We start from the raw sequence: 12,172 nt of genomic DNA on the forward strand, positions 1-12,172 counted from the left end.
ATTACCTGTCTTCCTGGTAGAGCGCACACGTGCTATCGAGATAGTTGAGATACATATCGATGGCACTTTGAGGTTGAACGATCTTAATGAAGGTGCTGAGTTGCAGCAGCCAGCCAAAGAACTGCGGAGACAGCGGGGCTTTGACGGTAGCCAACAGGCGCCCATCCTGGTTCTCAAAAACAACGGCGTCGAGCCCGAACTTGTCGATGAGCGGGTTCATTGCGCGGTCATCGAGTTCCAGCACCACGGTGGTCTTATCGGCCGCATAGACTCCAAACGATGGCGAAACGTGGTCCTCGAGCACATAGCCTGCGATACGCGGATCTTTGGTCGCGGACTCTTCGGATACCGCAACATCGAGCATGCGGTCGACGCGATAAGGCGTGAACGGCTGATGACCCGAGCCGGCATTGGCCCATTTATCTCTAAAGCCAATCATGTAATAGAGCTCGTCGGAGTAGATAAGGCGCACAGGTGTGAGCTCGTAGGTCTTTCCGTCATGATTAAGGGCCTTTTGCTTGGCGGCGTCGTAGTGGAAGTAACGAAACCGAATCTTGCGTTTTTCGCGCATAGCCTGCTGAATCAAGTCGATGTTGAGCAGGGCATCAGAGTTTTGCATCTTCACGCGCGAAGGCACATCGACGCGCTTGTGCATCAGCTCGCGTTCGCCCAGGCTGGCGAGGCTCTGCAGCTTGCCGATGAGGTGGTCGGTCAACTCATCGGTCAAAAACGGCGAACTCTGAACGGCGTCAACAAGCATGATGAGCTCTTGCAGGTCGAGCGGGCGTGAGACCAGCGCCCATTCCTTGCCACCGCGCTGGTTGATGTTGAGCCCAAAGTCGCGAAGCGTTTGCAGGTCGCGATAGATGGCCTTTCGCTCTGCCTCAAGGTCGTGATAGGCGAGCTCCTCGATAATCTGCTGCGTTGTGAGCCCGTGCGTGCTGTCGGTCTTTTCCATCAAGGTTTTAAGCAGGAATAGAAGCCTGAGCTTTTGATTTGGTCTGTTCGCCACGTTGTCTCCTTTCGCCGGCAGGGTACCAACCGGAGATACAAAACAAGACCCGTTATTGGGACTCATTGTAGTCCGCGCGACCGTAGTATTCGCAGCAATAAGAGCTCGAATAGGGCGAAAGGTGGTTAAACGGAAATCGGCGGTTTGGCTGGCAGGTGTGACATGCGCTCTATTGGCTTGGGGCCGATTCCGGTTTACAAGGATCAGAACAGGAGAAATGCGATGGCAGACATCAAAGTCTTTGCCGAGAATCTTGAGGATTCAACCAAGGAGCAGATCGAGGAGATTTCCAGCTGCCCGGCGTTTGAAGGCGCCAAGATCCGCATCATGCCCGATGCCCATAAGGGCAAGGGCTGCGTGATTGGCTTTACGGCAAACTTGGGCGACAAGGTGATTCCCAACCTGGTGGGGGTCGACATCGGATGCGGGATGTACTGCGTGCCGCTTGCGGAAACCATCGCGCGCGACGACCTCATTCAGTTCAATCGCGATGTGAAGCGCGCGGTGCCCACGGGCTTTAGCCTTCATCGCGATCCTGCCTGCGTACTCGCGGACTTTGACATGGAGTCGCGCGATTGGCTTCAGGACAAGCGCAAGGTTGAGCGCTCCATGGGCACGCTGGGCGGTGGCAATCACTTCATTGAACTCGACGAGGACGAGGATGGGTGCCAATATCTGGTCGTGCACACCGGCTCGCGCAACATGGGCAAGCAGACGGCGGAGCATCATCAGGCGCTGGCGCAGAAGACGTGCACGGCAGATATCCCCGACGAGCTTAAGTATCTCGTGGGAGATCTTTCTGCCGAGTATCTCGTCGATATGCATAACTGCCAACGCTTCTCGAATCAGAACCGCAAGGCGATTGTCGCACAGATTATTGAGCGTACGGGAATTCGGCTCGACGGAGACGGCTTTACCACCATGCACAACTACATCTCGGAAGGCGGCATGATTCGCAAGGGCGCCATTAGCGCTCATGCGGGCGAGATGGTGCTGATTCCGTTCAACATGCGCGACGGTGCCGTTATCGCACGCGGCAAGGGAAACGAGGACTGGAACTGTTCGGCGCCGCACGGGACGGGTCGCGCGATGAGCCGCACCAAAGCGTTCCAAACGCTCGACACCAGGTCGTTCGTTAACGAGATGCACGATGCCGGCATCTACTGTCCGAGTGCATGCGAGACGACGCTCGATGAGTCGCCCGAAGCGTATAAGCCTGCGGATGATGTACTGAGACTCATGGACCCGACGGTTGATGTTATTCACCGACTCAAGCCGATTTGGAATTTTAAGGCTACTGGTAAGCGTGGTAGGCGTTAGGAGGGTTGCGATGACGCTAAAGATGGACTCCAGGGACGACCGAATTGGCCGTTCTGTGAGTTTGGGCGAGATGCTGGGCCTATCAGGCGTGATGCCGCCGACGCCCGCGAATCAGCGTAGTGGGAATCGCAAAGAGCGTGATGACGAGGTTTTTGACCTCAGCGGGTTTCGCAATCGACTGGTTTCTGGGCTCGATCGCCGTATGGAGACGTCGCTTTTTGAAACTCCTTGTGTGTTGAAAACCGGTATGTCGGTCGATGATGCCCTAGGTGGCGGCGTTGGGTTGGGCAAGCTCAGCGTGATTGGCGGCGCGCATGAAGATGTCTCGAACGTGCTGGCACACGCGGTGCTACGACTGAGTGAGCGGTGCGCCGTGCTCTACATGCCGATTCGGGAGTGTGAAGAGGACGCGATCGCCCGGCTTATTCGCGCCGAGATGGATGACAAGGTGTCAGAGGATCCTGAGGAACGACAGGTCGAGGCGATTCGCGCAACGATGCGCCTCAAGCAGCGCAACTTGGGCATCTTTGCCGAAGACAACATGACCATGGACCTTTTAACGAGCTGGTTGCTCGGCGACCAAACGTGGAGCAGGGCGGTGCTAAAGGACGTCGTAGTCGTAATCGACGGACTCGAAATGCTCGACGACAACCGTCCGATAAACGCTGTCCTGCGCGACTTACGCAACATGCTCAGCCCAACATCCGCCATCCTAGCGGGTTGCTTCGCGGCAGAGGGCCGAGGGGACGACGCGGAATTCGCCGAGGCCCACTGCAATGCAGGCGCCCTGGTCCGCATGAGCACCGATGGCACGGAACCTTTCTGCGCACGAGTCTTCGGTTGAGGTCATAGCCGATAGTGACATCTCAGCCCGCGGCGCCTATGAACCGCGGGCTGGACTTTTGATTAGAGACTAAATCAGAATTACGAGCGATTCAGAATAGCCTGATCTGAAAAAGATGAGCAGTTATGTCCATTGGAAGAAGGTGGTAAGGGTTAGTCGACTTATTTGCTGGCGTCATCGAGTATCTGGGCGAACCTCTTGTGCATTACCTTGCGACGCCTATCCGAGGATGATTTGGAATGGTTTTCCAACTCGCGGCAAAAGTCGGAAAAATGACATTCGTCTTCATATAAGTCGGCATGATGGCCGAAGTAGTCATAAATCTCTTTGTATGTAATGAGTGCATACTCCCACTTATTGCCTTCTGTGTCGGTGCCGACTAGCTCAGAAGGTTTAATGCTGCTGTAATTTGGCGCAAATAAAAATAGGGCAAGTTTTTGGCCCTCTTTGCATTTTGCCTTTGCATACTTGTAGTATTTTCCGAGCTGGCTGGTTTTTTCTTTTTCGTTTCGCTGTATTCCGTTGATTCCGGAGCGAATTTTGTTCTCGATGACTATGATGTGCGTTTCTGTTTCAATCCATAAATCGATATTGTTCTCGGACTCTCTTACGAGGGAAATGATGCTGCCTACATTCGGTAGCCCCAAGACCTCTTTGGCAAAATTCTGAAAGCCTTCATCGCTGTATTTAAAGTAATAGGCAAACAAATTCGAATAGACCAGCTCATCGTATTGCTTTCTCGTGATTTCCAGAAAAGTTGGCGTTCGATGTTCGTTAAGCCCTTCGTTATCCTGTAGTTCTTTGGCATTAAAGCATGCTTTATCCGCCTCTTCCCATAGGTCTTCAGCATCAATCAGGCCCCTTAATATCTTGTAGGCCTCTTTGCGTTTTGTTTCCGAATAGTACGTTCTCTGAGACTCGTTGAAAATATTGACATCGCCTACGCATACTTCAATGCGCTCATTATCTTTGAGGCTGTCATCATTTCCAGTTGCAATAAAAATACGTTTTCCCGATACCGGCAACAGAAACTTATCTACACGACACGCAAGGTTCAGTTCGGTTTCTTTGTCGTTTTCGCCTCGGTACGTGTTGTTGCCAAAAAGAGTTGAGAGTGGTTTCCCATTAAACGTTATTGTCGATGCTTCGTTTTTGCTCACACTCGTGAGAGAGCGTGCGAGCGCATCAACCTCAACTTTTTTTGCGTCGACTTTGTGTGCGAGAATTATGGCCATAGATTTTAAATCGTGGGGTTTCTGAATGGTTCCCCTGCTGGGTATGTATAGGTACCTATTACCGTCGTCGTCAGGGAAGAAATTGATGATCTCGTGACCGATATTGCTTCCCTCATCTAGATAAGTGCCTGAGAACAATACGCTAATTAGAATTTCTTGCGGTTCACTGCTGCCCATCATCGACCTCCACGCGAAGCTCAATCTTTTATTTTCATTACAGGTATATGGTAGCTGTTGCTGGGGCTCGTCCATACGCCGCGAAACGACTGTTGTGATTGCCGGCCTCCATCATCGTGCGCGATGCCGATATATATCCAACCAGCCGGGTTCTTCCTCTTTGTTGTCGGTGCACGCTTCTAGCAAGTTATCTATCCGGTCCAACTCGATCGCTTGCAAGGCCGCGTATTCTTCCGGTAAAGGTTGCGTTGCTTTTCTCGCCCTGAACACGGGCGACAGCATCAAGTTCGTATACGCCCATCCGGCAAAGCAACTGCCGTAGGGGATAGAGCCGCATCTGATCTGCCCATCGCCATCGGAATACAGACAGTCCAATTTCGAGTTTGCTACCAGGCAATAACAAGGTCCTGGCGCCCATGGTCGGCAGTCGATTTCAAGAATATCGCCCTTTCTGTACGGAGTGGGCAGGTCGACATATGCCCCCTTGAACCACGGACCAAAGATTCCACCCACAATGCAGTCGAGCACCTCGCCACATTCGCCCTCTTCTTCCCTGCAGATGTACTGGATTTCGCCGGAGGCGTTTGCGTAGTAAGTGTAGTCTGGCTGTAGAAAGCCGTCGTATGGATATGAACAGCTCGGGTCGTTGGAAAGGTTGAACAGCTCGATCATCCAGTATGAGGACGATAAGTCTGTCATTTCGCTCCACTTGACTGCGTATGCCTTCATTGCCGCAAGGGCGGCCTGCCACGATGCCACGGGGAAGGGGCCATGCGTGATGGCAGATCCCACTTTGTTGTCGACAAAGCTAATTTCGCTAATAAGCAGTACCTTCCTGTTCCCGTCGACGGCCTTTAGCGCGTTCATGCAGTCATCGATGTAGTCGAAGCAAATCTGCCGATAGTGCCAGTAAGGGGTGTCGTCTGACGAGTTGCACCCGCCAGCAACCAGTCTGCCGAGTAGCTCTCGTTTGCGGGTAATTTCAACCGGTGCTCCACCGACAATCTGCATGTAATGGTCGCCGCTCAGGAGCTGCGGATTATGCAGCAAATGCTCTCGCAGCTCCGGAGAGTCGATCAAGTTGATTATTTCTTCGTGCACGATAGTCTCCGAGTTGTTGGTGCGACTTCTTGTGGATTCGGGCATGACGACCTTTATTCAAATAGCTGCGGGTACTTCTCCTTGAGTGGCGCCTGATCCAGACGCAGCTCTTCCAGGTTGCGCTTTGCCTTGGACTCCATCCTTATGGTGTCGATAAACGCGATGAGTGAGTCGACATACAGGTCGCCGCGCAGGTAGGCCTGGGCGGCGATTAAAATTCGCTGCTCGTCTTCGAGTGGTTTGCGATAGTACTCAAGATTCAGGTAAAGCGGGTCTGGCTCTCCGATGTAGAGGGGAAACGTCTCGTTGTAGGTAATCGAGCAGCCAGTGGCACGCATGTTGCTGATATCTCCTGCATGGCGATAGTGCTCGAGGCGCTGCTGCGCATGATCAAGCCATTCGTCAGAACGGTCTGCCTGACGAAGCTCTGCCTCGAGCTTTGTCCGGTCCCACGTGGGCAGATCGAACAGCATGAACGGCTCACGGGCACTGCCTTGCGGCGTCCAGACGATATCGCCGGTGTGGAACGGCGTGGGGATATCGACCCAGATGAACTCGAATGCGATCTCCCAATCGTTCTCAACGGGGCCGGCGGAAGGACAATAGACGGAAAGGGCCTCGCCTTTACCGTTCACCATGAGCCAGTCTTCCCGGTGATGTTCTTCATCGGCATCGAGCGGGCACCGGGTGATGCGTACGCGTGCCTCTGGACGGCTCGCCAGTTCATCATCACCGCGCAACGCCTCGGCACATTTCTCATAACAGCTGAATGGCGCGCCGAAGGCCCCACAAAGTTGCCCGTCGGGCACAATCTCCTCTTCATACTGATAAACGTAGCCCGTCCCACTCGCAAACGCATCGACGCACCGCTTGTTGTAATCGATTGTCCAGCGCAAAAAAGCATGGAAATCGGGGATAGCCGGCCTTCCAAGACCGGCATGGGTTGCCTCCAGCGAACAATTGGGCATGGTTCGGGCGATCTCCTGCCAAGCTTCGCATTTCTGATCGAGCGTGGCGGTCTTCGAAAACCAAACCAGATAGGCGGCCTCGATGGTGCTGGGCTGGAAGTCGATACAGCGCAGGTGCTCCCGAATGTCCCGGGAGTCAACAAAATCCAAGATGTCCATGGTTAGCTCCTCTTTGTTTTGAATCGTGCTGGCGGGGTTATCGCATCATCGAACAGCTCCGGATAGCGGATCTTGAGTCCGCCGTCTTCCCCTTCAAACCGCTCGGCTTTTTTCTTGACCAGCGCCTGCAGCTCGCAAAAACTTGATAGCGCAATTAGTGAGTCAAGACCCAGATTGCCGTCGAGATATGCCCGCACGCCGTACAGAATTCTCGCCTCCGGCTTGAGCGGGGTACGGCAGTATTCCATATCGAGAAGAAAACAACTCGGCTCTCCGATATAGACGGGGTACTCCAGGGGATATTCAATCTGACAGCCGTAGGCGTACATGTCGCTCGTATCGCCATTTTGCCGATGGTGCCTGAGCAGGTCGTCGGCCTTTTTTGCGGCGCATTCCCTGTAGGTGGAAGGCGGAAGCTCATCCATGACCCGCTGCGTGGTCCATGTCTGCATATTGAGAAGCAGCATGGGGTCGCCAGGGTCGCCGTGACGACAAATGATGTCGCCGGCGTGGAATGGCGTCGGGATGTCAAACCACATCAACTCAAAAGCGAAAGTGGGGTCTTCGCCCTCGCGTTCCATGTCGATGCAGCTCAGCTGGCAGTCCATAATTTCGCCTTTTGCGTTGAGCATGAGCCTGTCGGCGGCATAGTAGTCTTCGTCCGGATCGATCGGGCGGCGCGTTATTTCTATCGAGGTAGGATTTTCCTCCTCAAGCTCATTCCAGATTGCCTCGAAACATTTTTCGTAGCTGGTGTAGGGGCCATAATTGCACCCGCTCTCAGGGGGACTTCCCGTCTTGTCCTCAAAGAAATACATGTGCTTGCCAGGCTGTTTGAACCGGGCGATTTTCTTGCGCTCCCATCTGATGACGTCGCGAAGAAAGACATGGAAGTTGGGGATATTGAACGTGCCGTATCGCCTGTTCATCGCACAATTGGGCATGTTTTCGAGAATCTTTTGCCAGGCCTCAATCTTCTGTTGCAGCGTCTTCTCGTTCGAATGGTCGACGATGAACGCTGCCTCGGGCGTGGTGGGCTCGTAGCCGATGCCTTCCAAATGCTCTCTGATATCGGGCGAGTCGAGAAACTCGAGAACGTCCGAACGTATGGCGTTGACGCCGGCGCCGGCCGATGTGCGATATGGCTGCAAGCAGTCGTGTACGACCGATCCATCCGACCAATGTTTGCCACAGCCGGGGTCATCGTGCAGCTTTTTCGAGAGTTCGAGCATAAAGGAGCAATCATCGGGCAAGTCGCCGATATAGCGTTCGGCGGTGTAGAGCGCAGAGGGTGTGAAGTCGTCGAGGAAGCCGTCCGTGAAATCCCTCAAGCGGAGATTGCCTTCCTCAACGCCGTAGATTTTGCTCGGATAGGTGCACCAAACCTGGCCTTTGAACGAACTATCGTAGTCGTCTTCGAGCACGATGGCGAAACGAGGGCCGTGGTCGAAGGGCCGACCGTCGATCTTGATGATGTCGCCGGGGACCCAGGGAGTGTAAAAGACCTCACCATTGGCGCAGAAGTGCTTGCTATTGTTCCACGGCAAGTGATTGATGCTTTGATGCGGAGTCCGCTGATTCCGGCGGTCGCTCAAAAAGACCAAATCGCCAGCCATGGTTGCGGCGAATATCAGCGAGGCTTGAGCGCGTGGGCGGTCGTGTAAGTCTTCGGCGGTATAGAGCTTAATCTGCCAGAATGATTCGGACCAATCTTCATCGGGGTCGTCATCGACGTATTGCTTCATAAGGGTTTGAGCGGCATCCCAAGAGGCAACGGGGCAGGGGCCATCAAAGGTGTCGTGCCCGCGCTCGTCTTCACTGTAAAACACGCCGGAGACCAGCAAGATACCGAGGTCACGGTCAACGTTGTAAAGCATATCGAGTGCAGTGTCGAGTTGTTCGAGGCCGGAGTCGATCGTCTCGGCGTAATCCGATGAGACCTCTTTGCGAAGCTGCTCGAGCATGGTCCGTTTTTCGTCGAGCGTCTTGAGGGAGCCGCCGATGGTTTTACAGAGGGAGCCATCTGCCATTCCCATGTGTTTGAACATATGAGCACGCAGCTCATCGTCCTTGATGCAACTGCAAACGAGCTCCCTGCCGGCATCGGTGATCACGGTATCTGCTTGGCTGTCCATAGCAACCTCCAATTCGGTCGTTGCCGTTAGCATCCATCAGAGGTTGTGCTTTGTGGTCCCATTAACGGGTCCCATCTGAATCTCGCGTCAAACATACTTTTGGAAACGCACTGGTACATGGGCGTGCGCGTACTGAATGGACAATCGGTAGTGGCGTTTCAAAAACTAAGTGTAACTGGCGCAACCGCCGTCTTCCTCTAAGAAGGGATCGGCCGTCGCATCGAACAGTTCTGGGTAGCGGTCCTTGAGCCAACCGTCTGCATCCTCGAAGCCACGCGCCTTTTTCTCCGCCAGCGCCTGTAGCTCGCATGCGCTGGCCATTGCGACGAGCGAATCAACCGCCAGGTCGCCTTTGACATATGCCCTGACGCCGTAAAGGATTCGCTCCTCTGACTTGAGCGGCTTGCGGTAATAGTCGATGTCCAAAAGAAAGCCCTCAGGCTCCCCAATGTAGAAGGGGAAATGCAAGGCGGATGAGACTTGGCAGCCGTAGGCGTACATGTCGCTGGTGTCGCCGTCATATCGGTGCCAGCGCAATAGCTTGTCGGCCTTTTGAACGAGGCGCTCTTTGTAGACGGAGGAGGCCAGCTCTTTGTCGACTCGTTCGGATCTCCAAGTTTGCAGGTCAAACAGCACCATCGGCTTGTCGGGGCGTTGGAGGTTGCAGACGATGTCTCCGGCATGGAAGGGCGTTGGGATATCAAACCACATGTCCTCGAAATCGCTGGCGGTGCCCGCCTCGTCCCACTCGCTTTTGTTGCGGTAATCGCAAGACATTACTTCGCCGTTCGCATTGAGTAAGACCATGTCGTCGGCATAGTGGTCTTCTTCTGGGTCGATGGGACGACGAGTGATCCTGATGGCTTTGGGATTGTCACCGTCGAGCTCTTTCCAGATGGCATCGAAGCACTTTTGATAACTGCTGTACGGGCCGTAAAGAAGGTCGCATCGGCCGCGTCGGTCCCACGAGTAGTCCTCAAAGAAATACAGGCTTCGACCGCCCGTCCTTTTAAAGTGTGCGAGTTTTCGTTTCTCCTGCCTGATGGCATTGCGCAGAAAGGCATGGAAGTCCGGGATGACGACCGTGTCATTTCTGCGGCTCATGGTGCAATTGGGCATATTGTCGATGATCTTTTGCCAGCCTTCGAGCTTTTGCTGCAGCGTTGCTTTATGCGAGCAATTGACAATGAAAGCCGCTACGGGCGTGGTGAGCTCGTAGTTGATTCGTTGAAGATGCTCCTTAATACTTTGCGAGTCTAAAAACTCGAAGATGTCCGGACGAATATCCAGCTCGCTTTGGTTGGCGGGCTTGCGATACGGCTGAAGGCAGTCATGTCCGACCGAGCCTTCGGACCATTGCTTGCCGTAGTCGGGGTTGTCGTGCAGCATCTGCGAAAGCTCGAGCATAAAAGCGCAGTCGTCCGGCAGCTCACCGGTGTAGCACTCGGCGGTGTAGAGGGCGGAGGGGATGAAGGGGTCCAGGAGACTGTCGCTGTAGGTGCCGGATGAAAGTGAACCCTCCTTAACGCCGTGATCTTTACTAGGCCCTGCGCACCAGATCTGTCCCCGGAGCGTGTGCTCGTAGTCGTTTTCGAGCACAATGGCAAAGCGAGGCCCGTGATTAAAGGGGCGACCGTCGATTTTGAGGATGTCGCCTGGGACCCACGGCGTATAGATGGGTTCGTTGCTGTTGCAGAACCGTCTGCTATCGTTTCGCCAGGCGCTTTCGACATACGATTTGCGAGTGCGGTTATTGCGCTGATCGCGGAGAAATATAAGCTCGCCATCCTTGGTTGCCGCAAACGCCAGGGAGGACTGCGCCGTTTGATGTTCGTGAAGGTCTTCTGGGGTGTATAGGTCGATCTTCCAGTACGATTCGGACCAGTCGTCTTCAGGATACTCTTCGATGTAGCGCTTCATGAGTGCCTGCGCGGCCTCCCACGATGCGGTGGGGAAGGGACCGTCGAGGGCGTCGGCGTCGCGCTCCTCCTCGTTGTAGACCATGACGTGCAACAGGAGGATTCCGCGGTCGCGCTCGATGTTGTGGAGCATATCGAGTGCGCTGTTGAGCTGGGCGAGATGCGAATCGATATCTTCGACCAGCTCCGGCGAAACCTCCTTGCGGAGTTGCTCGAGCATGGTGCGTTTTTCATCAAGCGTCTTAAGAGAGCCGGCGATGATTGGCGCTGGCCAGTATAGGTATTTACGCATGTGGTCCCGCAGCTCTTGGCTCTTGATGCAGCTGAGGACGAGGTCCTTGCCGGCATCGGTGATGCCATCGCATGCCTGATTGTTCATGTCGGCCTCCTTATCGATCATTACCGGCATGATGCAACTGGTGTGGAGGCCGTCGGTCCCATTAACGGGACCAAGCAGCGGCTCGATGTGGCAAAGGGACTGCCCCTTCGTCGCATCCAAATATTGCCTTTACGTGTTGATACACACGGTGTGCAATAATACTCGCACTGTGCAATAGCGCACAGGCTGAGTAACAAGGAGGACGCTTGTCCCAGCTCGAGAAATGCGATCGCCGGTCCCTTCGCTCGCAGCGTGCCCTTCGCCAGGCACTTGCCAGCGAGCTTGCCGAAAGCGGCGATCTTTCGCGCATTAACGTCGCTTCGCTCACCGAGCGTGCTGGCCTCACGCGCCGTACGTTCTATTCGCACTACCGCGATATCCCCGACTTTATCAATCAAATCGAGGACGGCTTGCTGTCCGAGATCCGTGAGCGTATTGAGCTCATCACCGCAGCTCGGCTGCCCGATCTCTATCACAACATCGATGAGCTCGAGCCGGCGCCCGGTTCGGTTGAGCTACTGCGTTATCTTGCGGCCAACCGCGATTTGATCGGTGCGCTGCTGGGTCCGGGCGGCGACCAGGCCTTCATTAAAAGGATTATCGACACCGCGCGTGAGGCTGTGGTGCCGCGTGCACAGACGGGCATTTTGGGCCTGGCGCTGGGCACGTTCTTTGACTACTACGTCACCTACGTCGTGAGTGCCGAGGTCGGCATGATTCAGCGCTGGTTTGAGCGTGGACTCACCGAATCGCCCGAGGCCATGGCGCGCATGATGACGGTGCTCGCTTTTGTGCGCCCTGGTGACCTGTATGGCCAACCCATCGATATCAACGTGCCGGAGTACGGCATGAAGCTATTGAACTTGCAGCTCGAGGACGCGGCCGACACCCCCGCAACCGTCGAGTCCAACAACTAAGAGGAG

10 protein-coding genes are annotated in these 12,172 nt (G+C 54.6%); 4 read left to right on the forward strand and 6 right to left on the reverse strand.

The window, feature by feature from the left end:
- Position 1: 1 nt before the first annotated feature.
- Positions 2 to 958 carry a helix-turn-helix transcriptional regulator gene (locus ACTQXM_RS01940; RefSeq protein WP_441547588.1) on the reverse strand — a complete coding sequence of 319 codons (957 nt, stop codon included), beginning with the start codon at positions 956 to 958 and terminating at the stop codon, positions 2 to 4.
- A gap of 276 nt (positions 959 to 1,234) precedes the next feature.
- On the opposite strand from ACTQXM_RS01940, the gene ACTQXM_RS01945 reads away from it, so the two are divergent.
- Complete coding sequence (locus ACTQXM_RS01945) at positions 1,235 to 2,332, forward strand: RtcB family protein (RefSeq protein WP_441536889.1); 1,098 nt, start codon at positions 1,235 to 1,237, stop codon at positions 2,330 to 2,332.
- Between the two features lie 61 nt (positions 2,333 to 2,393).
- Positions 2,394 to 3,176 carry a hypothetical protein gene (locus ACTQXM_RS01950; RefSeq protein WP_441547589.1) on the forward strand — a complete coding sequence of 261 codons (783 nt, stop codon included), beginning with the start codon at positions 2,394 to 2,396 and terminating at the stop codon, positions 3,174 to 3,176.
- Positions 3,177 to 3,337: 161 nt separating this feature from the next.
- Here ACTQXM_RS01950 and ACTQXM_RS01955 read toward each other — a convergent pair whose 3' ends face one another.
- The 5 genes from ACTQXM_RS01955 to ACTQXM_RS01975 all read right to left on the reverse strand — a co-directional run bounded on the left by ACTQXM_RS01955 (position 3,338) and on the right by ACTQXM_RS01975 (position 11,162).
- Positions 3,338 to 4,663, reverse strand: coding sequence for a hypothetical protein (locus ACTQXM_RS01955; protein WP_441547590.1), 1,326 nt, complete (start codon positions 4,661 to 4,663; stop codon positions 3,338 to 3,340).
- Positions 4,664 to 4,699: 36 nt separating this feature from the next.
- A complete protein-coding gene (locus tag ACTQXM_RS01960) occupies positions 4,700 to 5,734 on the reverse strand; it encodes a hypothetical protein (RefSeq protein WP_441536886.1) in 1,035 nt (344 codons plus the stop codon).
- 8 nt (positions 5,735 to 5,742) lie between these two features.
- The gene (locus tag ACTQXM_RS01965) at positions 5,743 to 6,816 is read right to left on the reverse strand and encodes a hypothetical protein (RefSeq protein WP_441536885.1); all 1,074 of its coding nucleotides are present in this window, start codon (positions 6,814 to 6,816) and stop codon (positions 5,743 to 5,745) included.
- 2 nt (positions 6,817 to 6,818) lie between these two features.
- Complete coding sequence (locus ACTQXM_RS01970) at positions 6,819 to 8,951, reverse strand: hypothetical protein (RefSeq protein ID WP_441536884.1); 2,133 nt, start codon at positions 8,949 to 8,951, stop codon at positions 6,819 to 6,821.
- Positions 8,952 to 9,116: 165 nt separating this feature from the next.
- Positions 9,117 to 11,162 (reverse strand): hypothetical protein, encoded by a 2,046-nt coding sequence (locus ACTQXM_RS01975; protein WP_441547591.1) that lies wholly within the window; start codon positions 11,160 to 11,162, stop codon positions 9,117 to 9,119.
- 15 nt (positions 11,163 to 11,177) lie between these two features.
- On the opposite strand from ACTQXM_RS01975, the gene ACTQXM_RS01980 reads away from it, so the two are divergent.
- Positions 11,178 to 11,408 (forward strand): hypothetical protein, encoded by a 231-nt coding sequence (locus ACTQXM_RS01980; RefSeq protein ID WP_441547592.1) that lies wholly within the window; start codon positions 11,178 to 11,180, stop codon positions 11,406 to 11,408.
- A 47-nt stretch (positions 11,409 to 11,455) separates the two neighbouring features.
- Positions 11,456 to 12,166 (forward strand): TetR/AcrR family transcriptional regulator, encoded by a 711-nt coding sequence (locus ACTQXM_RS01985; RefSeq protein ID WP_441536882.1) that lies wholly within the window; start codon positions 11,456 to 11,458, stop codon positions 12,164 to 12,166.
- Positions 12,167 to 12,172 lie beyond the last annotated feature (6 nt).

It is taken from the genome of Collinsella sp. LCP19S3_D3 (assembly GCF_052121455.1).
Classification (GTDB): domain Bacteria; phylum Actinomycetota; class Coriobacteriia; order Coriobacteriales; family Coriobacteriaceae; genus Collinsella.